A 25,667-nucleotide genomic window follows, 5' to 3' on the forward strand; every position below is an offset into this window, starting at 1 on the left:
CGCATGATGGAAAGACACCTGTGAGTGTTGCTTTGAACGTGATTATTAGTAAAAGCAAACGGTACCTACCGTTATCAGGGCTAAGATGGTCAGTATGACAATTTGGGTGGTACCGCGGAAAAAAATCCGTCCCTATTTATAGGGGCGGATTTTTGTATTCTTTGAAAGGGGGTGAGTGACCGTGGATGATGACGATGACAACAATAACGTAAATAAATATAAAATTACTGGAGGGAAAAATAATGGATTCAATAATGAAGCGTTCACTCACAAAAGAATGTAAAAAGCAAAGTGGAAAGGTTGTATTACTTCAAGGATGGGTAAAAAAGATTCGACATCTTGGAAATGTTAGTTTTTTATTATTACGGGACAGAACAGGAGTAATTCAATGTGTATTAGAAAATGAATTGGCTGGATATAAAGTTGATGTAGAAAGTGTCGTCCACGTAATTGGTGAAATAGTCGAGACATCGAAAACAGAATTGGGTGTTGAAGTACTTGCTCATGAAGTGAAAGTAATAAACAGTGCAGAGCCACTTCCATTTGAAATAAATAAAAAGAAGTTACAAGTTGGCTTAGATCAACTACTTAATGAACGAGTAATATCATTAAGGCATGAGCGAACCGCAGCGATTTTTAAAGTGAAATCTACACTCGTTCAAAGCTTTAGTGAATTTCTTATAGAGAACGATTTCACACGGATCTTTACGCCGAAAATTGTTTCGCAAGGGGCAGAAGGAGGAGCAAATGTTTTTAAGCTTCCATACTTCCAAAAAGAAGCTTATTTAGCACAATCACCACAGTTCTATAAGCAAATGATGGTGGCAGGTGGGTTAGAACGAGTTTTTGAAATTGCACCTGTATATAGAGCGGAACATCATAATTCTTCCCGTCATTTGAATGAATATATATCGTTAGACGTAGAGCTTGGTTTTATTCATGATTTTTATGAAGTGATGCAACTAGAAACGGATGTTTTACGATATATGTTTCAACAAGTAGCGAAAAAATGTGAAATAGAACTACAACTATTACAAATAGAAGTACCTGTTATTACTGAAATACCTAAAATTACATTGTTAGAAGCACAAGAAATTTTGAAAAGTAAGTATCGTAAAGAATCTCCTGTAGGGGATTTAGATACAGAAGGTGAAAAGTTACTAGGGAAATATGTGAAGGAAATATATAATAGTGAATTTGTTTTCATTACGCATTATCCGAAAAAAGCGAGACCGATGTATACGATGCCGAATAAAGAGAATCCAGCTATTACTGATTCATTCGACTTATTATATAAAGGATTAGAAATAACGTCAGGGGCACAGCGAATTCATAATTATGAAATGTTACTCGCTTCGTTTAAAGAAAAAGGATTACACCCAGATAAATTTCAATCTTATTTAAATACATTTCGATATGGTTGTCCACCACATGGAGGTTTCGGAATTGGGTTAGAAAGGGTTGTATATAAACTTTTAGAATTAACAAATGTACGAGAGGCGAGTGCTTTTCCGAGAGATTGTACTCGTCTCATACCGTAAAAAGAATCTTCGCGATTATCGCGAAGATTCTTTTTTTATAGTTCGTTTGAAAAGGTGAAAATATAGACTCTTTCTTTTTCTAATAAGCTTAGTAAAAGTCAGTTGAAATATGAACCATTTCGACAAAAAAATCAATATACCCTTGACAGTTACAAATATAACAGATATACTTCATATTAATTTCAAAAGAAAATATATTCTAAATATTAAAATGTGTTGAATAGGAGTAGTAAGGTCATGTATTTGTACAGAGAGCTATGGGTTGGTGTGACATAGTCAAATAACATCCTGAACTCGCCTAGGAGCAGTAAGGTGGAACGGAATTACATTCTTAGTAAATCTTAACGGTTAACCTTCGATATTAGGTTTGTAATCAAACGATTACTACTAAGGTGGATTCATAATGGAATCAATAAGGGTGGTACCGCGTTAAGTAAATGGCTTAGCGTCTCTTTATATAGAGATGCTAGGCCATTTTTTTATTATATGGAAGAAGAAATGGAGGGTTTATTTGAATAGGTTTATAAAATTTATTTATTTATATAAAAAGATTTAATTAGGGGGAAAATGAGATGAAACAGACGGAGCAATGGACTTCGAAATTAGGTTTTATAATGGCGGCAGCCGGATCAGCAATTGGACTTGGTGCGATATGGAAGTTCCCTTATATCGCTGGGAAGAGTGGGGGAGGAGCGTTCTTTTTAATATTTATATTATTTACTGTTTTAATTGGACTACCGCTACTTATAGCTGAATTTATGATTGGACGCAGTACGCAGAAACAAGCAGTTGGAGCATTTAAAAGCATCGCACCAAATACGGGATGGCATTGGATTGGACGCCTTGGTGTTGGAACTTGTTTTATACTACTTTCGTTTTATAGTGTTGTAGGTGGATGGGTATTAATTTATTTATTCAGAGGAATAACTGGACAACTGATTACTCCAGGACAAAATTACGGTACATTATTTACTGAAACAATTGGGAATCCTGCTTGGGCTATTATGGGACATTTCGCTTTTATGTTCATTACGATATGGGTTGTATCAAAGGGTGTACAAAACGGAATTGAAAAAGCAAGTAAATATATGTTGCCAGCATTGTTCGTTTTATTTGTCGCTCTTATTATTCGTTCGTTAACACTTGATGATGCAATGAAAGGTGTGAAGTTTTTCTTACAACCAGATTTCTCAAAGATTACTTCGGAAAGTATTTTGTTCGCAATGGGGCAATCATTCTTTGCAATTAGTATCGGGATTTCAATTATGGTTACGTATAGTTCCTATTTAAATAAAAAAGAAAGTTTACCAAAATCAGCAATAACAATTGTTGGATTAAATTTATTTGTTTCATTATTTGCAGGTCTTGCTATTTTTCCAGCCGTATTTTCATTAGGAATGGAGCCAACAGAAGGACCTGGATTACTATTTATCGTATTACCATCTGTATTTAGTCAAATCCCATTCGGTGGATTTTTCTTAACAGTATTTCTTGCACTATTTACATTTGCGACATTAACATCAGCATTTTCTCTACTAGAAACTGTTGTTTCAGCATTAGCAAATGGTGAACAAGAAAAGAGAACGAAATTATCATGGATGATCGGTTTCGGCATTTTCTTGGTAGGTATACCATCAGCGTTATCATTTGGAGTATGGAGTGATATTACGATTTTCGGAAAGAATATTTTTGATGCAGTAGACTTTTTATCTAGTAATATATTAATGCCACTTGGAGCACTATTTATTAGTATTTTCGTTTCATTCAAAATGGAGAAGAAGGTACTAGAAGCAGAGTTTTTTGTAGGTGGAAATTATGGAAAGAAAGTATTTACTTGTTGGGCATTTTTACTTCGATTTGTAGCACCACTTGCAATAATTATCGTCTTCTTAAATGTAATAGGAATTATTTAATATTAAATGTTATAATATTCAGTAAAAAAAGGGGGGTGGTGATCATAAAGGAAAATTTGATAGAAGCAGGGAAATACATGAATATTAGAGGGAAAAAGCTATACGTTGAAACACATGGAAATCCTAAAAATAAGCCAGTCTTATACTTGCATGGTGGACCAGGAGAAAGTTGTTATGATTTTTCATTTCATCAAGCGGAACGTTTAAAAGATTCTCTATATGTAATTATAATAGATCAAAGAGGTGTTTGTCGCTCAGAAGAAATAACTGAAGACGAAGCTTTTGGATTAAATGATTTGATTGAAGACTGTGAGGAATTAAAAAAAGTATTACAAATTGAGAAGTGGTCTATAATTGGACACTCTTTCGGTGGATATGTAGCATTGCTTTATGCGTCGATATATCCAAGTTCAATAGAGAAAATAATATTTGAAGGACCAACTTTTAATTTTGCATTAACAAGTAGGGCTTTGTTACAAAAGACAGGACATTTATTAAAAAAGTATGGAAAAGAAGAAATAGCAAAAGAATGCTTTGCTTATTCATCTAGCGATGCTAGTTCAGAAGAGTTGTTAGAAGCTTATATAAGACTAAGCGCTGAATTAGAAGAAAAAAGAATGGAGATTTACAATAATAAGGAAAATAGGACAGATGAGAGTTTATACAGTGATGAAGAGTGGGAAATATTTTCAAATCGCTCCAAAATTCACTTTGATAGATTAAAATTAGAGGGAGCATGTCATACATCATTATTATCAAAAATAAAAGATGTACAAAATCTAATGTTATTAATAGTAGGAAAACATGATGTAGTAACGTGTGAAGAACAAATTAAAACATTTAATAAAGATGCCCGAAACGGCAAGTATATCGTATTTGAAGAGAGCGGTCATTCACCTCATTATGAGGAAGCAGATAGATTTGCAGAAACAGTCATACATTTTTTGAAATGAAGAAAAGGGTGCTTCTATAAATGAGAGGCACCCTTTCTAAATTTCTGGATATGTGATTGTGATGTTAGGCCACTTACTTTGCCAATTCTTTTTTATAACTCTGTTTTTGTACATATGTAATCGTTCTTTCGATTCAAGAAAATGAGCTGTTGGTTTCACTTGTAAGGAAAGGACATCTTCAATACCACATGGGGCTGTTAAGATAACGTTGTTTAGTTCATCAAGTGTAACTCCTAAAGCCGTTGCTGTTTCAGGGAATTTAGAAATAGCATTAACAGAAGAAGAATATGGTGGCATATTATTCACTACATGCATACGAGCTTGATTTTTTACAGACCAAGGGATAGTAGCATCAATATTCATTAATTTCGTTTCTAATGATTGTTCGTATATCTCATCTTGATGTAGACTATCATAATAAATCACATCAACATCAGGCATAGCCGTTTTAGCTTCATAGTCATGTAAAGTATCCCAAATTTTAGAACGAACAAATCCGGCACAAATCCACCAATCAGGTAGCTCTAGTGATTTTGCCATTTGTAATATATTCATCATCCATTCGTCGTTTTCTATTAAGCGAATTATATCTTTCTCTGTTTTGATCTTCATTGATAAATTCACCTTTCTAGTAAATTAATGCATCAGTTCAATAATCCATAAAATCCAGTAAGCACCTGGTACAAATAGCAGTTGTGCTAATAATGTGCCGAGAAGTCTAGAAATCATTAGCCAACCATACATTTTACTCATAGATTCAGCACCGCTTTCTGATTGTAGAGCACGTTCTGTTAAAAGAGCAATGCGTGGATCGAGTAATACAGTTAATAAAATAGTGGCGAAACCATTTACAAGGCCAGAAGCTGTACTTGCATTTGTTGCATAATCTGGATTTAAAAAAGAAGCGTAAAGGGCTGAAAGTACCCCTGCTGTATAAATAGCAGTAGCAAACATGTTAATAAGCATAATACGCTTTGGAATACCACCGATACGCAGTCTATGAATCATTTCTAACTTTGGAAAACGGACATATTTTTTTGTGTACTTTAATTTTTGAATGTTATTCGTTTTCATCATTCGAATGAAAGAACCGTCTGTTTCAAAGTTTTGAATGACATATCCAAATAATTTTGTCAAAGTTGGATAAAGAATGATCGCGATTAAAGTACCGATAGAAGCCGATAATAGTACGAGTCGTATAATATGCTCTAAATTAATAGAAGAATCTAGTTTTGCTTCATCGACAATACCACCGATTAAAAAGGCTTGTAGTAAGTTTGATGTTCTTGAAATAAGTAACACCATTCCTACAACAGACAAGGCAACCGCAATCTTCTTTAAACGTACTCCAGCTAATCGAATACTATAAGAGCTTGTTTCAACTGCGTGGATCACAATTGTGAAAGCCATTATAAAAATTAACGTAATTGACATTTGTTTCACCAGTTTCTATTAAAATAATTGTAACTTTTTTACTGTATCATATCTATCGTATTTTGTAACTGAAAGTATGTGACATATGGAAATTGATTTTTCGAAAAAATAGATAATAATAGTATAATAGGGAGAAGTGGAAGAGATGTTAGCACTTATTTATACAGCAAATTAAGTGGAGGAATGAAGCATGTATAAAACATTTCTATTTGATTTAGATGGAACTTTAACTGATCCGAAAGAAGGGATTGTAAACTCGGTTTTATATGCATTAAAAAAAGTAGGAATTGAAGAAGTACATATAAGTGAGTTAGATTCATTTATAGGTCCTCCTATTCAGCAATCATTCATAGAGAGATATAATATGAGTGAAGGGGAGGTTGAACGTGCTGTTTTTTACTTCCGTGAGTATTTAAAGCAGCGTGGATTGTTTGAAAATAATGTATACGAGGGGATTCTGAAGCTCTTGCAACAATTAAAAAGTTCAGGGAATCGCATATTCGTAGCAACTTCAAAGCCCACTGTATTTGCGAAACAAGTTATAGAGCATTTTCAATTAACGAATTATTTCGAAGACATCATTGGAAGTAATTTAGATGGTACGAGAATAAAAAAAGAAGAAATAATTGCTCATATTTTACAAACACATGAAGAACTAAATAAAGAAGAAATGATAATGATTGGTGATAGAAAGCACGATATAATAGGTGCAAATCAGAATGGAATTGCTTCAATTGGTGTTTTATATGGCTATGGCTGTGAAAAAGAACTGACTGAAGTTAGTGCGACCTACATAGTGAAAGATGTTGAAGAACTGTATCATTTTTGTGTAGAGAAAAATTTAATACAGCAGTAAATATAGATTCTAGCAATCCCTTTATAACGTATGACGATGAATTCGTTTCTGTTTAAAGGGATTTTTCATATGTAATCGAATAATTATAATTAGACATTTTTAGCATAAAAATTTGTATGAATAAGAGGAGGGATGTCAGAATTGAAAGGTTAGTAGAAATTTATCAATAAAATTTAGAATATTCTGTTTAATGGAGGGGTAAAATTGGAGTTAGTTATTATATTATTAGCACTAAGTTTACTTATGTTCGTAGCATACAGAGGTTTTTCTGTTATTTTATTCGCGCCGATATTTGCATTATTTGCAGTATTTTTGACAGAACCTAGTTATGTATTACCTTTCTTTTCTAATATCTTTATGGAGAAAATGGTTGGATTTATAAAATTATATTTTCCTGTGTTTTTATTAGGAGCAATATTTGGAAAAGTAGTGGAAATGTCAGGAATTGCAGATTCTATCGCAAAAACAATTATTGAGTTAGTTGGTGAAAAACGTACTATATTAGCGATTGTATTAATGGGGGCTATTTTAACGTATAGTGGTGTTAGTGTGTATGTAGTAGTGTTTGCTGTTTATCCGTTCGCAGCTAAGTTGTTTCGACAAGCTAATATTCCAAAGCGTTTAATCCCTGGAACGATTGTTCTTGGAGCAGTAACGTTTACAATGGATGCGCTACCTGGATCACCACAAATTCAAAATGTAATACCTACAACATTTTTTAAAACGGATATTTATGCTGCACCGATACTTGGGATTGTAGGAGCAATTTTTGTTCTTACATTAGGTTTACTATATTTAGAGAGTAGACGTAAGAAGGCAAAAGCAGCAGGTGAAGGATATTTTGGTTTTAATGATGGAAATACTGAAATGGCAGCATCTTTGCAAGTAGAACAAAAAAATATGCCATTAATTAATAACATTGAAATCACAAGAGCACAACAACTTATTGCATTTATACCACTTATTTTAGTAGGTGTAATGAATAAAGTGTTTACTATTATGATACCGAAGTGGTATCCAAGCGGTTTTGATTTTTCTGCAATTGGTATGAAAGCATTTGGAAAAGTAGAATTAAGTGCAGTAGTAGGAATTTGGTCTGTAGAATTGGCACTTATTATAGGAATCTTAACAACGTTATTATTATATTGGAAGCGAGTAGTAACAGGTTTCCAAGCTGGATTGAATACAAGTATTGGTGGAGCGCTACTTGCAACGATGAATACAGGAGCTGAGTTTGGATTCGGTGGTGTCATTGCAGCACTTCCAGGCTTCGCAATTATGAGAGATGGCATCTCTGCTACTTTCACAAATCCGTTAGTGAATGGTGCAGTAACGACGAATATTTTAGCTGGAATTACAGGCTCGGCATCAGGAGGAATGGGAATAGTATTAAGCGCAATGGGAGACAAATTTATTGCAGCGGCCAATCAATTTGATATTCCATTAGAAGTTATGCACCGTATCGTATCAATGGCATCAGGAGGAATGGATACACTACCACATAACGGGGCTATTATTACTATTCTTACAGTAACAGGATTAACTCATAAACAGTCATATAAAGATATATTTGCTATTACAATTTTGAAAACGGTTGCTGTATTTTTAGTTATCGCATTCTATACTTTAACAGGACTCTATTAAAAAATTTGAATCGTAAAGATTCATCAAATCGATAATTTATATTATAAAATATTAATTAGGATAAGAAGGGGTGGGGGACTTGCAGGAGGTTTCTGAGTTTCGTATGCCAAAGTCGGTATTATATGGAAGGAATTCGCTTGAAAAACTGGGAGAACAATCAAAAAAGTTAGGGAAAAAAGCTTTTATAGTTACTGATACAATTATGGAGAAATTAGGATATGTTGAAAAGTGTATGCAACAACTAAATAAGAAAGGTATTACTGTTAGCACATATAATAAAGTGGATGCTGAGCCTACAAATATACACGTATTAGAAGCGTTATCTCTTTGTAAAGAGGAAAAGTGCGATTTTATTATCGGTATTGGTGGTGGAAGTTGTATTGATGCTGCGAAAGCGGTAGCGGTTTTATATAAAAATGGTGGAGAAGTTGAGGATTATGTCCAAAAGGATATTGAAATAGAAAACAATCCACTACCACTTATTGCAATTCCAACAACTTCTGGTACTGGTTCGGAAGTTACAAGTGTAGCAGTAATTACGAATAAAAAAACAGATGTAAAAATGATGATGAAGCATCCTAGTTTTATACCGAAAGTAGCAATTATAGATCCAGTTTTGACAAGTTCGTTACCACCACAAATTACGGCAGCAACAGGAATAGATGCGTTATGTCATGCGATTGAAGCTTATATTTCTAAATTTTCACAACCACTTACAGATGTACTTGCTCTTTCAGCTATTGAAAGTATTATGAAATATTTACGTATAGCATATGAAGATGGACATAATATGGAGGCAAGAGAAGCGATGATGATTGCTTCCTTACAAGCTGGAATTGCATTTTCGAATGCATCAGTTACATTAGTTCATGGAATGTCAAGGCCAGTGGGAGCATTATTTCATGTACCGCATGGAATATCAAATGCCATACTATTACCTACAGTGTTAGAGTTTACGAAAACAAGTGCAGTGAAAAGGTTAGCAAAAATTGGACGTAACTTAAATAAGGATTTGTATTCGAATTCTGATGAGGAAGTAGCAGACTACACGATTGGGGAAATAAAAAAGCTTTGCTATGATCTTCGTATTCCAAATTTAAAAGAATACGGTATCGATGAAATTGAATTTGAAAATGCTATCTCTAAAATGGCATCAGATGCAATTGAAAGTGGTAGCCCAGCTAATAACCCACGTGTTCCATCATATGATGAAATCAAAGAGTTGTATCGAGAGTGTTTTAATTATAAGTATAAAGAATTTATAAAAATATCAGATTATTAATTTCAGAATATTCTATAAAAATTTCCTTGGAAATGAAAGTACAATTATTCTATATTATTACGTTAAAACAAGACTTTATATTCCAAACTTAAAGTCTTGTTTTATTGTGTATAATATACATAATAAAACGTTGTTATTAGTTTTATAAAAAAAGTTTAGGTAGGTGTTTATATGAAAACGATAGGTCTTATAGGTGGTATGAGTTGGGAATCAACTTCTGAATATTATCGAATTATTAATGAAGAAATAAAAGAGAGATTAGGAGGGCTACATTCAGCAAAATGTTTGATTAATAGTGTGGATTTTGAAGAGATTGAACGATGTCAGTCTAGCGGAGATTGGGATGGTGCTGGAGAAATTCTAGGGAATGCGGCATATTCATTACAAAAGGGAGGAGCAGACTTTATAATCATTTGTACAAATACAATGCATAAGGTAGTTGGAAAAATAAAGGCCAAAATTGATATTCCAGTCTTACATATTGCTGATGCAACTGCAAAAGAAATTAAAAGAAAAGACATTCAAAAGGTTGGTCTGCTTGGAACTAAATATACAATGGAGCAAGATTTCTATAAGTCACGTATTGAAGAGCATGATATAAAAGTAATAGTACCATCAGAAAAAAATAGAAAAGAAATAAATAAAGTAATATATACAGAATTATGTTTAGGAAAAATAGTATCTCAATCTAGAGAATATTATAAAAGAGTCATCGAAGAGTTAGTGCAAAAAGGAGCACAGGGAATCATATTAGGTTGTACAGAAATAGGGTTATTAATAAAGCAAGAAAACGTATCTGTCCCGATATTTGATACAACTCATATACATGCAATTGAAGCAGTCAAGGTAGCTCTAGATAGAGTATAATTATATTATGTAAACTTTATTCGTATATCTGGAAAACATTCAGAAAATATTTTATAATGTAAGTGGTTACATTTAAGGGGGAATGCGTATGTTTTCAGTTCAACCAATCGCATTTGTACATAATGAAAGAAAGGAAATAAAAGATGATGAGTGGGGAGAAGTAAGATCTCGTATAACTTTAACTGAAATGTATGCAGAAGAGAGTATACAAGGGGTTGAAGATTTTTCTCATATTGAAGTTGTTTTTTATTTTCATAAAGTAACTGACGAGCAAATTCAGTATTTTGCTAGACATCCTAGAAATAATAAGGATTATCCTGAAGTAGGTATTTTTGCACAGCGCGGGAAAAATCGCCCAAATCGCATAGGTGTAACAATTGTAAAGGTGATCAAAAGAGAAGGTAAATCAATTATTGTTGAGGGATTAGATGCTATTGATGGCACTCCTATATTGGATATAAAACCAATAATGAAAGAGTTTATGCCGACAGAAGAAATACACCAGCCTAAATGGGCAACGGATATAATGAGACAGTATTGGAAGGGGAATGGAGTAAAATGAGAATATATGAGGCAACAATTGCAGATTTAGATGGACTAGCATCAGTTTTTAATAACTATCGCATGTTTTATAGGCAAGATTCTGATTTAGAAGGGGCAAAAGTATTTTTACGAAATAGAATTGAGAAAAAAGAGTCTGTTATTTTCGTAGCAGTTGAAGACGGCGAATATATTGGGTTCACGCAACTATATCCATCATTTTCTTCTATTTCAATGAAAGAATTATGGATTTTAAATGATTTATTTGTACAAGCGGCGAAGCGTGGAGCCGGAACAGGTAAAAAATTATTAGAAGCTGCTAAAGAATACGCATTAGAAAATGGAGCAAAAGGTGTAAAGCTGCAAACGGAGATTGATAATTTATCAGCACAACGATTATACGCTGAAAATGGTTATTTGAGAGATAATCGTTATTTCCATTACGAATTAACGTTTTAAAAAATTAAGTTGAAAGAGACATTTTCAAGAAAAAGAATTTCTTTGTAATGAGAAATTCTTTTTTATTTTTGCCTAAATTAAAAAACATGACGAAAATAAAACGATATTTATTTATTGTTAAACAATAAATATTGTGATAAAATTATGTTGCCATTAAATAAGTGAGGTATTGTAAATGAATCTTAAACGAAGTTCAACAACGTTCTTAAAAGTAATTATTTTTCTTGCTGGAATTTCAGTACTTGCTTTATGCATATTTTTAGTGCCGGAAATGGCGAATTTCGCAGCAAATTTGTATCCTAATATTGCTCCGATGAAATATCTTGTTTTCATTGTGATGTATGGAGCAGCTGTGCCTTTTTACGTTGCTCTTTATCAGGCTTTCAATCTTTTACAGTACATTGATGAGAACACAGCGTTCTCGGAATTGTCAGTAAAGGCGTTAAAGAATATAAAGCGCTGTGCAATTACAATCAGTGGTTTGTATGTATTAAGTTTACCACTTTTTCATTTTATAGCGAAAAAAATGGACCCTCCTATTGGGCTAGTGGGACTCATTATCGTTTTTGCTTCGCTCGTTATCGCCGTTTTTGCTGCTATCCTCCAACGACTTCTACAAGAGGCAATTAACATAAAATCAGAAAATGATTTGACGGTCTGAGGTGGCGGATATGACAATCATTATTAATATTGACGTCATGTTAGCAAAACGAAAAATGAGTGTAACGGAGCTTTCGGAGAGGGTTGGAATTACGATGGCGAATCTTTCTATTTTGAAAAATGGGAAAGCAAAAGCGGTTCGTTTTTCAACATTAGAAGCGATATGTAAAGCTTTGGAGTGTCAGCCAGGGGATATTTTGGAGTATAAAAACGATGAGAATACTCAATAAAAACAGATAACAAATGTAAATAATAGAAGTCAATAAAGAAGGGATAGCCACTAAGCTATTCCTTCTTTACGTTAATTGCTGTTACTAATAAAAAATATAATTTGAATTGCAATGTTTGCGTATCAAAAGGGAACTTGCTACCTTTTGAGGTGATCCGTTTTGTGGAATACAATTATTTGCCAAAAAGGCTATTTTAACTATGTTTTAAATTATTTCGGGTGAATCAAAATTTTCATTTGTATTATAGTTGATTTAAAACCCAGTTTGTTGCATCTTCAAAGTTATCTGCAATGTAGTTTGGTTCAATATGTGCCCATTTGTCTCGGTACGTATGCAAAGCATCATACCCAGCGCCTGTTCGGACTAGAATCGTAGTCGCATTTACTTTTGCTCCTGCAACAATATCAGTCCAGCGATCACCAACTACAGCACATTGTGTTAAATTAAGTCCATGTTTTTTTGCTGCTTTAAGCAGCATGCCTGTACTTGGTTTACGGCATTCACAACCATCACCGTGTTTATGAGGACATACATAAATATCATCAAAACCGAAGCCTTCTAATTCTTGTACAAAATCGGCTACAGTTGCAATTCCATCTGCGATACCAGGTTGATTTGTGAAAGAGAAAATTTTTATATTTTTAGCTTTTAGTTTTTGCAAGGATGTTTTTGTGAATGGAAATAATGAAAAAGATCCTGGATAATGTATTGTAGTGTCACCACCAATTGTACCGTCACGATCAATGAAAATTGCTTTAATGTTTGTCATAGTTATAGTCCCTTCAATTTATAAGTAGTTTAAAAATGTTTTACAAATCTGTAGCCATTTACTTCATATCCTAATTTTTTGTAAAAAGGATGAGCTTCTACTCTTTTTGTTCCACTAACTAGCCATGTGCCAATGCAATTATGTTTCTTTGCTAATTGCTCGGCATAATCCATCAACACTTGTCCAATGCCTTTCCGTCGTATGTTAGAATCAACGCTAATAATTGAAATCTCTCCATAACGTGTTACATCTTCTAAATTTTCACGTATACGAAATCCAAGTAATCCAAATATAGCTTCTTCTTCCTCGTAAACATATAAAAAATCAAACGGACTCATTTGTACGAATTGTAATCGGTTGTTCATATCTTCATAGGAAATAGAGGAACCTTTTAATTCTTTCGTTAAAGAACAAAGTGCGTCTATATCATCTATCGTTGCTTCACGAATTTGAAAAGACATATTATCCACTCCAATAAAATGTAATCAAACATTTAATATTCTGTTAAAAAATGTTTTTTCCTGCTATGAAAATAAATATTTTATAATGATATATAGATAGTTATATGTTATTCTTTTCCTTGAATGTATTAGAAATGGAAAGAAGGGGAATGCATGTTAAAAGTAAATATCCGCTCAGCTGGATATGAAATAGGCGAAAAAATAATTCATGATATAGCTTTTTCTATCGAAAAAGGTGAACTAGTTGCTCTTATTGGAGCAAATGGTGCTGGGAAGAGTACGACGATTAAAACGATACTCGGATTACTTGTAAATATGGACGGTGAAATATCATTCGGTGAAAAGAAAAATCCGTATGCATACGTACCAGAACATCCAACATACTATGATTACTTGACGCTCTGGGAACATATTGAATTATTAATGGCAGCTCGTGGAAGTGAAATGGGAAGTTGGGAAGAACGAGCGGAACAATTATTACATACTTTTCGAATGAATAAGCATAAACATGAGTATTTATCAAAATTTTCAAAAGGCATGAAACAAAAATCGATGCTAATATTGGCGTTTTTAACTGAGCCAGATTTTTATATCATTGACGAACCTTTTATCGGTTTAGATCCGGTAGCTACGAAAGAGTTTTTAAATTATTTATATAAAGAAAAAGAGCGCGGGGCAGGAATTTTACTTTGTACGCACGTATTAGATACTGCTGAAAAAATTTGTGAAAGATTTTTACTCATTTCACAAGGTACATTAGTCGCAGATGGACATTTAGAATCTATTCAAATATTAGCGGAAATGCTGGGTAGTTCATTATTAGACTGCTTTGATGTAATTGTAAGGCGTGAACAACATGATTAAACAACAATTTTATAAGAGATTACGCCATGAACTTGAGCGGAAATGGAAGTCTATACGTTCGGTAACAGATTGGACAGTCGCATTATATATTATTATTCCAGCACTTATATTTATGGGAATCTATTATCGATCGCTATGGATAAATGAATTATCAACGGAAGAGACGATTTATTTCGGATTAGGATTACTCGCATTTTATCTAGTAACATATCCAAGAGGAGTTCGTTCATTTTTTGAGCAAGCGGATAGTTTATTTTTAATTTCGTATGCAACACATATGCGAAAATTAGTCCAGTATGGCATGATGTACACATTTGTTCGAATAGCGATAACGAATATAATAGTAGTCGTTATTATGTTACCGGTGTTGATGAAAAGTATCGAAGTAACAGAGATACAAGTCCTATTATTTTGGGTATTCTTTACTATATTTCGATTTATGTTGTCGTTGTTAACGAGATTTGTTCATGTACATGTGGGGAAACGATGGGTTTTATGGATTGTAAAAAATGTAGTATTTTCTATGAGCGTGTCCTTTTTTGGAATTAGTTTATTTTTTATTTATAAAAATCCGTTGTATTCAATTTTATTTATCGGTCTAGTAATTTTCTTAAGTAGTGTATTAGTAAAAGAGAAAATGAATTATAAAAAGTTCTTTTTTAAAGAAATCGAGAAAGAAAAGGAGGAAAGCATGCGCTGGACGAGCGGAATTATGCAAGTTGGTGGTCATGCGGCTAAACCGAGTAGTTCGAATAAAAAACCGTGGATGTTTCCGCGCTCTAAAAGACTTTTAGGGAAAAAAGCTGATTCTCGTATTGTCGAATCTTTTTTGAAAGAATTTTTCCGTACAAGTACTGCACGAATATTTTATATTCAAATTGTATGTATCAGTACTGCAAGTATAATTATGACTCCAAGGTGGATTGCAGCTATTGTTCTGGTATTTGCTGTAGTTGCAATTTCTCGCTATGCACGTGATTATTGGAATGAATTTACGAATAAGATGTTTCTTCGTTTATATTGTGATGAAGGGAAATTACTATTGTTAAGATGGAAGGCAGATCGTTATTTACTACTACCAGCAATACTTTTATATGGAATAGTTATACTTTCACAGTTTTATTTATTGCCAGCTGTGGTAGGCAGCGTTGTTTTTATTTTATTAATTCTATGGATTGTATTTCTACCATTAAAAAAGAGCCATTGACGGCTCTTTTTCTAGTCTGTAACACATTGATAAATAAAATATACTAAAACGAGTATGCTTGCGGCGGAATACATGACATCTAAAGTCATTCAAGTGCCTCCTCAATATCGTGGTATTAATATTGTATGAAATCTTACAATTTCATATTCAAGTGAAAAATATGTGAACGTTAACAAAATTGTAAAGTGCAAAAATTACAATCATTTTGTATAATAGAAGAAACCACCGTTATATAAAAAATAATGAGTGAAAGGGGAGGGAACATAAATGCCAAATTGGTTTAGAAAAACCTTAGTCGCATTAATTACCGTATTTACATTTGGTTTAGTGACGCCTCCTTCCATATTGCTTGATAATGCCAAAGCTGCGGACAAGCCTACGAGCACAGCTGGGCAACAAAGTTTGGAGAGTACGTCCTATACATATGAAGAAACGAATGACAGGTTAACCACCGATACTTTTATTACTTATGCGATGCAAGAAGCAGAGAAGCAGTCGATGCAAAAGTTTGGTACTAAAATTGGTCCAGTAATTGAAGATGAATTTAAAGATGTAATATTACCAAAGATTGAAGAGGCAATTGCTGAGCTTGCTAGTGATGTACCAGAAGATTCACTACAATCATTAGCGATTTCTCAAAAACCAGCTGGTGGGAATAATGAAAAGATTTTTCATGTCTACGATACGAAATCAGGAAATGATTTATTGCGTTTCCATGTAAGAAGAGATCATCCACCGCAAGATGGTTATTATTTTAATTTCCATTATCATCGTTTTGATGATGGATACTCAGGACATCATGAGTTAGGAAATATTTATTGGAATACGAATGTACCGCCGAAATGGCTTTCTTAAAAAGAACAAGAGAAAATCTTGTTCTTTTTTATTTTTATAGAAGGGACAGACAACCATGTTGTTGAATAACATAGGTTTAGAAAACAGAAGCAAAGGGAGTATGGGAATGCAAAAATATATTGTTTTTGACTTTGATGGCACATTAGTAGATTCACAAAATATATTTGTACCAATTTATAATCAAATTGCTGAAAAGCACGGATATAAAACGGTAAGAGAAGAAGAAATTGAGTATTTACGCAAGTTAACGATGGCGGAGAGATGTAAACAACTCGATGTACCACTGTATAAACTACCGATATTAGCGCTGGAGTTTTATAAATTGTATCAACCTGCTATAAAAGATCTTATTTTGTTCCATGGGATGAAGGAAGTATTAGATGAACTACATAAAAAAGGCTACGGAATTGCAGTCATATCATCGAACTCAGAAGAGCATATTCGGGCGTTTTTACAAAAGAATGATATAGAAAATATAAAAGAAGTGTATTGTTCTAAAAATTTGTTCGGTAAAGACAAGATGATAAAAAGATTTTTAAAATCGAAAAAGATAACAGAGAAAGATATGTTATATGTCGGTGATGAACAGCGAGACGTAGCAGCGTGTAAAAAGGCTGGAGTGAACGTAATTTGGGTATCTTGGGGATATGATGTTATTGAAACAGTGAAAAAAGATGCACCAGATTACATGGTTCATAAGCCGATGGAAATTGTGCAAGTAGTACAAGGAGCGTATTCTTAATATGAATACACTACGAGCAGGCATTCATCATATTGAATTTTGGGTAGCAAATTTAGAGGAGTCCATTTCTTTTTATAATAAGTTGTTTTCCATAATTGGGTGGAGAAAGTTAAATGAAGTAGCATATAGCACAGGAGAAAGTGAAATATACTTTAAAGAAGTAGATGAGGAAATTGTAAGGACGTTAGGGCCTAGACATATTTGTTATCAAGCTATTCATAGAGAAGTAGTTGATGAAGTAGCAGATTTTCTTTCTAGTACGAAAGTGAAGGTAATACGTGGTCCAATTGAAATGAATCATTATTCGGAAGGTTACTATACGATTGATTTTTACGATCCGAATGGATTTATTTTAGAAGTTGCCTATACACCAAATGCAGAAATGTAAGGGGAATAGATATGAAGATAATTACAGCACGGCAAAGCAATATACAAATAGTAAAAGATGCAGCGAATATTGAAGAAATTTCTAAAGGTTTCTCTCCAGATAAGAAATATGTAATTACGAATGCAAATAATGAAAAATATTTATTTCGGACAGGCGATATAAAAGAGTATGAAAGAAAGAAAATAGAGTTTCAAATTTTAAATGAAATGGTAAAACGTAACGTACAGGCACAAAGGCCAATTGAAATAGGTATATTGGAAGAAGAAGGTGTATGCTATAGTATTTTTTCATATTTAGAAGGGGAAGATGCGAAGAAGCTATTGCCTACGTATTCACCAAAAGAACAATATGATATTGGTATAGAGGCAGGAAAAGATTTAGCAGAAATGCATACATTTGAAGCTCCTAAGGATATACTTCCATGGTATGAAAGAGCTATGAAAAAACATAGTAAATATGTAGAGGTATACAAAACATGCGGAATAAAAATAAAAAATGATGATAAAATCATAAAGTTTATAGAAGAAAATGAAATATATTTAAAGAGCCGCCCGAATCGATTTCAACACGATGATTTTCATTTAGAAAATATAATTGTACGGGATGGAAAATATGTAGGTGTTGTTGATTTTAATGGCTATGACTGGGGCGACCCAATTCATGATTTCGTAAAAATTGCACTGTTTGCAAGGGATATTAGTATTCCGTATTCAATCGGACAAATAGAAGGATACTTTAATAGGAAAATACCAGAGGAGTTCTGGAAATTATACACGGTGTACGTTGGCATGACAGTTTTCTCCTCAGTTGTCTGGACATTACGAGCAGCGCCGCATATGTTAGATGATATGTTGGAGCGTCTTACTATAGTTTTAGAGGATCATAATAACTTCGAGTTATCGAAGCCAATTTGGTTTCAACCAGATAAGATTGATATGAAATAGAAAAGGTAGGTGTGATTCGCACCTACCTTTATTTTTTAACATCAAGATACTTATTTAATTTTCTTAAATGTAAGCGGCTGAGTACTTAATGTAGCTGGTACATGTAACTGAAGGGATGGGAATTCACCACTTACATTCATTTCATAAGCGAATAATAAGCTCATTTTCATTTGGAATAAGTCAACTTTTGTGGAGAAGATGTCGTAATGATGATGCCCTAATTGAATATCCATTTCCATAAATTGTACATATAACGAATCATCTCGTTTGTATACTTGTAATGTTCCGTATGCAGGATGTTCAAAAGTACCAGTATAATCCTCTAACTTGTGCGAAGGTGTAGTCCCTTTAATTTGTTCAGGGAGGGATTCAGTTGCTTCTTTCATCATTTCCTTCATTTTTTTAGTATCTTCTACAGCACGTTTATGCCAATCAATGGATTCTAATTCAAGTAGTTCGTCATAAATTTGATTAGCGAGATAAGTAGGAAGTAATGTTCCTCCAGCATTCGTTAAAATAACAAGGCCTATGTTTTCTGTTGGTATGAATGAAACAAGCGCTGAAAATCCATCGATATTACCGCCATGATGAATCACTTTTTTACCACGATAAGCGCTAATAAACCAACCAAGACCGTAACTATTTAATGGAGATTCAGGGAGTGATAAAACCGGTTGGTCTGGAATTGAATTGTGTGGTGTATACATTTGTTGTAATAATTCAAAGGTGATTAATTCATGATCTCCAAATTTTCCTTCATTTAAGTGGAGAAGTACCCAATTTGCCATATCTTCAATTGTGGAATTAATACACCCAGCAGCGCCAACTGTATCGATGTTACGGAATGGAACTGCTTTTATTTCACCGTCATTTTCAATGTAAGGTAAAGCGTAATCATCTGTAGTTTGTGAATCGTTAACAGAGAAGTTTGTATGTCTCATATTTAAAGGTTCTAAAATATGTTCTGTAGTGTATTGCTCCCACGTTTGATTTGTAATGTTTTCAACAATGTAGCTAATTGTTGCATACATTAAGTTGTTATATAGAAATGCAGTCCGGAACGGTGCATCAAGTGGTAAATGTTTTATTTTTTCAACGAGATCTTTTCGAGATAAGGAAGAACTGTACCAAAGAGCCTCATGACGACTCACTCCAGTTCGATGAGAAGCTAAATCCCGTCCTGTAACTTGTGAACTAGCAAGTAGTTCAGATAAAGTAAAGTTAGGTATATAAGACGGGACAGGAGCATCCCAATTAAACTTTTTTTGCTGTGCTAACAAGCTTAATGAAAGTGTACCAAACGCTTTCGTTGAGGAACCGATTGCGAATCGAGTATTCGGTGTAACAGCCTCTTTTGTTTCTATATTACGATAGCCGAAACCTTCTGAAAGAATAACTTCACCGTCTTTTATAACAGCGACAGCAACACCAGGAACATTTAAATCCTTCATCATTTTTTCAACCGTGGTTTGTAAAGAAGTCATAACAGGTGTTTCAATTTTAGACATATTTCTAACCTCCAAATATAAATTTTGATCTACCGCACTATACTTTCGGTAATAGAAAATGAAAACCTTTTAAAATATGGAAAGTTAATAATTTTGTAAGAATTAGCGCAAGAAATTTTATTAATTAAGATTATTAAATTTACCATTTTTCATGTTATGATAAATTCCATATACGATTGAAAGAAGGTTTTCCTACATATGAAACATGCTGAAAATGAATACTTAAATTTATGCCGCCATGTAATGGAACATGGTACGAAGAAAGAAGATCGTACAGGGACAGGAACTGTATCTGTATTTGGATATCAAATGCGTTTTGATTTGAGCAAAGGATTTCCTTTATTAACGACAAAAAGAGTACCATTTCGCCTTGTAGCAAGTGAACTACTTTGGTTTATGAAAGGTGATACAAATATTCGCTATTTATTGCAGCATAATAATAACATTTGGAATGAATGGGCGTTTAAGAGCTGGGTAGAAAGTGATGAGTATACTGGTCCTGACATGACTGATTTTGGTCTTCGCTCACAACAAGATGAAGAATTTAAAGTACAGTACGATGAGCAAATGGAATTGTTTAAAAAGAACGTTTTAGAAGATGATGAGTTCTCAAATAAATATGGTTATTTAGGAGACGTTTACGGTAAACAATGGCGTGCTTGGAAAACGACAGCTGGTGAGACACTTGATCAATTAAAAGATGTAATTGAAATGATTAAAAAAACACCAGACTCACGTCGTTTAATCGTTTCTGCTTGGAATCCTGAAGACGTACCGAGTATGGCATTACCGCCTTGTCATACATTATTCCAATTTTATGTAGCGGACGGAAAACTTTCTTGTCAGCTATATCAAAGAAGTGGTGACATATTCCTTGGAATTCCATTTAACATCGCAAGTTATTCACTACTAACACATTTAATTGCACATGAATGTGGTCTTGAAGTAGGAGAATTTGTTCATACAATTGGAGATGCACACATTTATACAAATCATTTTGAACAAGTAGAAAAGCAATTGGCACGTGAACCACGTCCATTCCCGAAACTTACATTAAATTCAGATGTGAAATCTGTGTTTGATTTTGAAATGGAAGATTTAAAGATTGAAGGATACGATCCGCATCCAGCAATTAAAGCACCGGTTGCAGTATAATTGTAGAGGAGATGAAAAAATGATTGTTTCATTTATGGTCGCGATGGACGAAAATAGAGTAATTGGTAAAGATAATAATTTACCTTGGCGTTTACCGAGTGAATTACAATACGTGAAGAAAACAACGATGGGCCACCCGCTTATTATGGGAAGAAAGAACTATGAAGCGATTGGTAGACCACTGCCTGGAAGACGTAATATTATTGTAACTCGTAATGAAGGGTATCATGTTGAAGGCTGTGAAGTTGTTCATTCTGTAGAAGAAGTATTTGAACTATGTAAAAATGAAGAAGAGATTTTTATTTTTGGCGGAGCGCAAATTTACGATCTCTTTTTACCTTATGTAGACAAGTTATATATAACAAAAATCCATTATGCATTTGAAGGAGATACATTCTTCCCAGAAATGGATATGACAAATTGGAAAGAGATTTTTGTAGAAAAAGGTTTAACGGATGAAAAAAACCCGTATACGTATTATTACCATGTATATGAGAAGCAACAATAATAAAAAAGATTGATGTGAGAATTCACATCAATCTTTTTATTTGTATTCACCAATATAAGTTTATAGATGAGATTCGATAGTGCTATAATGATAGGTAGCATGTAAAAATGCTAAAATTTTCAAAAGTACTAATATAGAAAGAGGAGGAGAATCGATTGAGAAAGATATGGGGGATTCTTTTTCTTTGCTTAACATTCATGTTAGTTGGATGTGGTAAAGAAGAAAAACCACAAGAAGCGTTTGATACATATGTAAAAGCGTGGAATAAACAAAAATTTGCAGATATGTATGATCAACTATCAAAAAATGCAAAAAAAGATATTTCAAAGAAAGAGTTTACTGAGAAATATGAAAAAATTTATTCTGGTATCGAAGTGAAAGACTTAAAGGTAGAAACAGGGGAAGTAAAAGAAGATAAAAAAGATGAAGGTCCTGTTCCTTTTAAAGTAAGCATGGATACAGTTGGTGGTAAAATCACATTTGGTCATGAAGCGAAAATGGTGAAAGAAAAAGATGGAGATAAAGAATCTTGGAAAATAGATTGGACTCCTGATTTTATTTTCCCTGGCATGACGAAAGATAGTAAAGTGCGTATGCAGACAACACAGCCAAAACGTGGTGAAATATACGATCGTAATGGAAAAGGTCTTGCAACGAATGGGAAAGCTTCTGAAATCGGATTGATTCCTGAAAAGTTAGGCGATACTGCTCCGCAAACGAAAGAAACAGTAGCGAAGTTATTAAATATGTCTGTAGAAGAAATTGATCAAAAATTAGCTGCTAAATGGGTAAAACCAGGGTATCTCGTACCAATTGGAATTTTGCCTGAAGGGGCAACACAAAATACATACATTGATTTACCAGGTGTTTCAACAAAACCTGTAAATGTTCGTACATATCCGTTAGGGGAAGCGGCAGCTCATCTGACTGGTTATATTGGAAAGGTAAATGCTGAAGATTTAAAAACGCTACAAAAGAAAGGCTATCAAGCTGATGACCCAGTTGGTAAAGCTGGCTTAGAGCAAGTATTAGAGGAAAAGCTACGCGGTAAAAAAGGTGGCCGTGTCTTTGTAGAAGATGCGCAAGGAAAAGAAATTAAAAATTTAGCAAAAACAGATGCTGTTGATGGAGAAAATGTAACTTTAACTATTGATAGTGTTGTTCAAGAAAAAACGTATAATGAAATGAAGGGCGAAGCTGGTTCAAGTGCAGCAATTAATCCGAAAAGTGGAGAAACAATTGCACTAGTAAGTAGTCCAGCATATGATCCTAATATAATTGCACGAGGGACATCAAAGGCACAACGCGAAGCGTGGAATAATGATCCGAAAAAACCAATGACAAATCGCTTTACACAATTGTCGGTACCAGGTTCTGTATTTAAACCTATTACAGCTGCAATTGGTCTTGAAACGAAAACGATTGATCCAAAAGAAGAGTTGAAAATTGAAGGATTAAAATGGACAAAAGATTCTTCTTGGGGTAATTACTATGTAACGCGTGTGAAAGATGCAAATCCGATTGATCTTGATAAGGCGATGAAATACTCGGATAATATTTACTTCGCACAAGAAGCTTTAAAAATCGGAAAAGACAAGTTTATGAGTGAAGCAAAAAAATTCGGATTCGATGAGAAACTACCAATTGAATATGGATTCCCTGCTTCTAAAATTGCAAATGACGGCATTAAAAATGATATTCAAATGGCAGATACAGGATATGGACAAGGACAAGTATTAATGACTCCTCTTCATTTAGCTTTAACGTATGCGCCAATTGTAAATGATGGAGCGATTCCGTCACCGTATATTATTAAAACAGATAAACAACCAAAAGCTTGGAAAGAAAATGTAATTTCTAAAGGAAATCAGGATATATTAAAAACTGCAATGACGAAAGTAATTAATGATCCAGATGGTACAGGGAAAATTGCTAAAATTGATGGCATGACTCTTGCTGGAAAAACAGGTACAGCGGAATTAAAAGTATCAAAAGAGGCCGAAGGAAAAGAACTAGGTTGGTTCGCTGCATTTGATTTAAATTCACCAGATATGGTCATTACAATGATGATTGAAGATGTAAAAGGTAGAGGCGGAAGTAATATTCCAGCTGAAAAAGTAAAACATGTATTTCAAAAATAATATGTAATAGAAGGCTATCTCTATAAGTTGTAGAGGTAGCCTTTTTATATGAAAGAGTTCTTAATATCTGTATACTAAATTTTAAGGAAACAAAGTAAATCATTAACTTACGAAAAAAAAGTAGCTATTTTTTATTGACATTGATTAAAACTTTTTGTATTATACTTACATAAGGTAAGTTGTTAACTTTTAAAAAATAAATCTTGAATTAAAGATAAAGAGAAAAAAGGGAGAGAATACAATGACAAAAGTACTATTTATTACAGCAAATCCAAATTCAGCAGAAGGTTCTTTCGGAATGGCAGTAGGGGAAGCTTTCATCGAAGCTTATAAAAATGAACATCCACAAGACGAAGTTGTAACAATTGATTTATTCAATACTACAGTACCAGCAATTGATGCAGATGTATTTGCTGCTTGGGGTAAATTTGCAGCAGGTGAAGGCTTTGAAGCTTTAACTGAAGTTCAACAACAAAAAGTAGCAGCAATGAACACAAACTTAGAAACATTTATGAATGCAGATCGTTATGTATTCGTAACTCCAATGTGGAACTTTAGCTATCCACCAGTAGTAAAAGCATACTTAGATAACGTAGCAATCGCAGGTAAAACATTCAAATATACTGAAAATGGTCCAGTCGGCTTATTAGAAGGTAAAAAAGCACTTCACATTCAGGCAACAGGTGGCGTATATTCTGAAGGAGCATACGCAGCTGTAGACTTCGGTCGCAATCACTTAAAGACTGTATTAGGATTTGTCGGTGTAAATGATACTGAATATATCGCAGTTGAAGGTATGAATGCAAACCCTGAAAAAGCACAAGAAATTAAAGAAGCAGCAATTGCTAATGCTCGTGAATTAGCAAAACGTTTCTAATATAGAATGCTTAAAAAGTCCAAACACTTGCTGTTTGGACTTTTTTTCTTCTTTTTCCTTCGTTTGTCTAGTATAATGAAGGTCGGAATGATAATAGGTGGGGGTTCTGTATGATTCAAACGTTTTTTAAAATCTTTTATTTAATTTTAATCGTAATTGCGATTACACCGAGAATGTGGCGTCTTAAAAGACAAGTAAATACGATGGCGCCAAAAGAAAAAGACAATGCTGTGTATAAAACGACAAATTGGTTTGGTAAGAAAATGGTACGTGTAGCTGGAGGGGCAGTAGAAGTGAAAGGACTTGAAAATGTTCCGAAAGACAAGCCAGTACTAGTTGTAAGTAATCACCAAAGTAATATGGATATCCCTGTTTTACTAGGTTACTTAAATAAACCAATTGGATTCGTTTCAAAAGCAGAGATTAAAAAGTTCCCAGTTGTACCAACTTGGATGGAACTTATGAATTGTGTATTTATGGATCGTAGCGATCGTCGTCAATCTCTTCAAGCGATTAAAGATGGAATTGAACTATTAAAGAATGGACATTCTATCGTAATTTTCCCTGAAGGAACGAGAAGTAAGGGTGGCGAAGTTGGAGAGTTTAAGGCTGGTAGTTTTCATCTGGCAGTAAAGTCAGGTGTAGCAATTTTACCTGTAACGTTAGATGGTACATATAAGATGTTTGAAGCGAATGGAAATCGTATGAAGCCAGCTCATGCAACAGTAACAATTTCTAAGCCGATTACACCTGAAGATTATGCGAATATGGATATTAAAGAATTAACGAAGCATACACAGGAAGTTATCGCATCACAATTACATAAGTAATAAAAAAGGATTCAGCTTATAGTAAGCTGAATCCTTTTT

The 25,667-nt window shown here is 33.7% G+C and carries 27 protein-coding genes and 2 other annotated features (1 of these 29 only partly in view); of the genes, 22 read left to right on the plus strand and 5 right to left on the minus strand.

Translation table 11 applies throughout. From position 1 onward, the window contains the following. Positions 1–137, plus strand: a binding site (T-box leader) (it extends 77 nt beyond the left edge of the window). 105 nt (positions 138–242) lie between these two features. The 3 genes from aspS to AC22L0_RS06995 all read left to right on the plus strand — a co-directional run bounded on the left by aspS (position 243) and on the right by AC22L0_RS06995 (position 4,407). Beyond that, complete coding sequence (aspS, locus tag AC22L0_RS06985; RefSeq protein ID WP_000377332.1) at positions 243–1,541, plus strand: aspartate--tRNA(Asn) ligase; 1,299 nt, start codon at positions 243–245, stop codon at positions 1,539–1,541. Positions 1,542–1,748: 207 nt separating this feature from the next. Beyond that, positions 1,749–1,997, plus strand: a binding site (T-box leader). A 116-nt stretch (positions 1,998–2,113) separates the two neighbouring features. Beyond that, positions 2,114–3,454, plus strand: a complete 1,341-nt coding sequence (locus AC22L0_RS06990) for a sodium-dependent transporter (protein ID WP_000814539.1) — start codon at positions 2,114–2,116, stop codon at positions 3,452–3,454. A gap of 77 nt (positions 3,455–3,531) precedes the next feature. Next, the gene (locus AC22L0_RS06995) at positions 3,532–4,407 is read left to right on the plus strand and encodes an alpha/beta fold hydrolase (protein WP_002100944.1); all 876 of its coding nucleotides are present in this window, start codon (positions 3,532–3,534) and stop codon (positions 4,405–4,407) included. Between the two features lie 36 nt (positions 4,408–4,443). Here AC22L0_RS06995 and AC22L0_RS07000 read toward each other — a convergent pair whose 3' ends face one another. Next, positions 4,444–5,019, minus strand: coding sequence for a nucleotidyltransferase family protein (locus tag AC22L0_RS07000; RefSeq protein WP_087967897.1), 576 nt, complete (start codon positions 5,017–5,019; stop codon positions 4,444–4,446). 24 nt (positions 5,020–5,043) lie between these two features. Further along, positions 5,044–5,841, minus strand: coding sequence for a lipid II flippase Amj family protein (locus AC22L0_RS07005; protein ID WP_000028915.1), 798 nt, complete (start codon positions 5,839–5,841; stop codon positions 5,044–5,046). Positions 5,842–6,031: 190 nt separating this feature from the next. Here AC22L0_RS07005 and AC22L0_RS07010 point away from each other — a divergent pair, with 190 nt between their 5' ends. The 8 genes from AC22L0_RS07010 to AC22L0_RS07045 all read left to right on the plus strand — a co-directional run bounded on the left by AC22L0_RS07010 (position 6,032) and on the right by AC22L0_RS07045 (position 12,379). Next, positions 6,032–6,697, plus strand: a complete 666-nt coding sequence (locus AC22L0_RS07010; protein WP_000278478.1) for an HAD family hydrolase — start codon at positions 6,032–6,034, stop codon at positions 6,695–6,697. A 204-nt stretch (positions 6,698–6,901) separates the two neighbouring features. Continuing rightward, a complete protein-coding gene (locus AC22L0_RS07015; RefSeq protein WP_000424327.1) occupies positions 6,902–8,341 on the plus strand; it encodes a GntP family permease in 1,440 nt (479 codons plus the stop codon). 79 nt (positions 8,342–8,420) lie between these two features. Beyond that, complete coding sequence (locus AC22L0_RS07020; RefSeq protein ID WP_033667951.1) at positions 8,421–9,623, plus strand: iron-containing alcohol dehydrogenase; 1,203 nt, start codon at positions 8,421–8,423, stop codon at positions 9,621–9,623. Between the two features lie 171 nt (positions 9,624–9,794). Next, complete coding sequence (locus tag AC22L0_RS07025) at positions 9,795–10,490, plus strand: aspartate/glutamate racemase family protein (protein ID WP_000848569.1); 696 nt, start codon at positions 9,795–9,797, stop codon at positions 10,488–10,490. 88 nt (positions 10,491–10,578) lie between these two features. Continuing rightward, positions 10,579–11,052, plus strand: coding sequence for an SAM-dependent methyltransferase (locus AC22L0_RS07030; protein ID WP_000493255.1), 474 nt, complete (start codon positions 10,579–10,581; stop codon positions 11,050–11,052). Then, on the plus strand, positions 11,049–11,489 hold the full coding sequence (locus AC22L0_RS07035) for a GNAT family N-acetyltransferase (protein WP_001223866.1): 441 nt from the start codon (positions 11,049–11,051) through the stop codon (positions 11,487–11,489). Before AC22L0_RS07030 ends, AC22L0_RS07035 begins: the two co-directional genes overlap by 4 nt. 175 nt (positions 11,490–11,664) lie before the next feature. Continuing rightward, complete coding sequence (locus AC22L0_RS07040; protein WP_001050149.1) at positions 11,665–12,150, plus strand: DUF2975 domain-containing protein; 486 nt, start codon at positions 11,665–11,667, stop codon at positions 12,148–12,150. A 10-nt stretch (positions 12,151–12,160) separates the two neighbouring features. Further along, positions 12,161–12,379, plus strand: a complete 219-nt coding sequence (locus tag AC22L0_RS07045; RefSeq protein ID WP_000152538.1) for a helix-turn-helix domain-containing protein — start codon at positions 12,161–12,163, stop codon at positions 12,377–12,379. Between the two features lie 241 nt (positions 12,380–12,620). Here AC22L0_RS07045 and AC22L0_RS07050 read toward each other — a convergent pair whose 3' ends face one another. Together AC22L0_RS07050 and AC22L0_RS07055 are read right to left on the minus strand one after the other, a co-directional pair. Continuing rightward, on the minus strand, positions 12,621–13,148 hold the full coding sequence (locus AC22L0_RS07050) for an HAD-IIIA family hydrolase (protein WP_000181772.1): 528 nt from the start codon (positions 13,146–13,148) through the stop codon (positions 12,621–12,623). Positions 13,149–13,177: 29 nt separating this feature from the next. Beyond that, entirely contained in the window at positions 13,178–13,609 is a 432-nt protein-coding gene (locus AC22L0_RS07055; protein ID WP_000009776.1) for a GNAT family N-acetyltransferase, read from the minus strand. 153 nt (positions 13,610–13,762) lie between these two features. Here AC22L0_RS07055 and AC22L0_RS07060 point away from each other — a divergent pair, with 153 nt between their 5' ends. The 6 genes from AC22L0_RS07060 (at position 13,763) to AC22L0_RS07085 (ending at position 18,609) form a co-directional block, all read left to right on the plus strand. Continuing rightward, a complete protein-coding gene (locus tag AC22L0_RS07060; RefSeq protein WP_487272179.1) occupies positions 13,763–14,473 on the plus strand; it encodes an ABC transporter ATP-binding protein in 711 nt (236 codons plus the stop codon). Then, positions 14,466–15,680 (plus strand): ABC transporter permease, encoded by a 1,215-nt coding sequence (locus AC22L0_RS07065; RefSeq protein ID WP_087967893.1) that lies wholly within the window; start codon positions 14,466–14,468, stop codon positions 15,678–15,680. Before AC22L0_RS07060 ends, AC22L0_RS07065 begins: the two co-directional genes overlap by 8 nt. A 267-nt stretch (positions 15,681–15,947) precedes the next feature. Beyond that, positions 15,948–16,535, plus strand: a complete 588-nt coding sequence (locus AC22L0_RS07070; protein WP_001134421.1) for a YpjP family protein — start codon at positions 15,948–15,950, stop codon at positions 16,533–16,535. 106 nt (positions 16,536–16,641) lie between these two features. Beyond that, a complete protein-coding gene (locus AC22L0_RS07075) occupies positions 16,642–17,277 on the plus strand; it encodes an HAD family hydrolase (RefSeq protein WP_487272180.1) in 636 nt (211 codons plus the stop codon). A gap of 1 nt (position 17,278) precedes the next feature. Next, complete coding sequence (locus tag AC22L0_RS07080; RefSeq protein ID WP_087967891.1) at positions 17,279–17,665, plus strand: VOC family protein; 387 nt, start codon at positions 17,279–17,281, stop codon at positions 17,663–17,665. A gap of 11 nt (positions 17,666–17,676) precedes the next feature. Continuing rightward, complete coding sequence (locus AC22L0_RS07085) at positions 17,677–18,609, plus strand: aminoglycoside phosphotransferase family protein (protein WP_087967888.1); 933 nt, start codon at positions 17,677–17,679, stop codon at positions 18,607–18,609. Positions 18,610–18,659: 50 nt separating this feature from the next. Here AC22L0_RS07085 and AC22L0_RS07090 read toward each other — a convergent pair whose 3' ends face one another. Then, positions 18,660–20,117 carry a serine hydrolase gene (locus AC22L0_RS07090; RefSeq protein WP_087967887.1) on the minus strand — a complete coding sequence of 486 codons (1,458 nt, stop codon included), beginning with the start codon at positions 20,115–20,117 and terminating at the stop codon, positions 18,660–18,662. Positions 20,118–20,315: 198 nt separating this feature from the next. Here AC22L0_RS07090 and AC22L0_RS07095 point away from each other — a divergent pair, with 198 nt between their 5' ends. From AC22L0_RS07095 to AC22L0_RS07115, 5 genes are all read left to right on the plus strand, one after another. Then, on the plus strand, positions 20,316–21,272 hold the full coding sequence (locus AC22L0_RS07095; protein WP_087967886.1) for a thymidylate synthase: 957 nt from the start codon (positions 20,316–20,318) through the stop codon (positions 21,270–21,272). Positions 21,273–21,291: 19 nt separating this feature from the next. Beyond that, a complete protein-coding gene (locus tag AC22L0_RS07100) occupies positions 21,292–21,780 on the plus strand; it encodes a dihydrofolate reductase (protein ID WP_000637207.1) in 489 nt (162 codons plus the stop codon). A 155-nt stretch (positions 21,781–21,935) separates the two neighbouring features. Next, the gene (gene pbpC / locus AC22L0_RS07105; RefSeq protein WP_001227247.1) at positions 21,936–23,921 is read left to right on the plus strand and encodes a penicillin-binding protein 3; all 1,986 of its coding nucleotides are present in this window, start codon (positions 21,936–21,938) and stop codon (positions 23,919–23,921) included. Between the two features lie 241 nt (positions 23,922–24,162). Further along, positions 24,163–24,798 carry an FMN-dependent NADH-azoreductase gene (locus AC22L0_RS07110; protein ID WP_000170025.1) on the plus strand — a complete coding sequence of 212 codons (636 nt, stop codon included), beginning with the start codon at positions 24,163–24,165 and terminating at the stop codon, positions 24,796–24,798. Between the two features lie 110 nt (positions 24,799–24,908). Further along, on the plus strand, positions 24,909–25,628 hold the full coding sequence (locus tag AC22L0_RS07115) for a lysophospholipid acyltransferase family protein (RefSeq protein WP_000616577.1): 720 nt from the start codon (positions 24,909–24,911) through the stop codon (positions 25,626–25,628). The last annotated feature ends 39 nt before the right edge of the window (positions 25,629–25,667 follow it).

The sequence above is a fragment of the Bacillus sp. LQ01 genome, assembly GCF_057624735.1.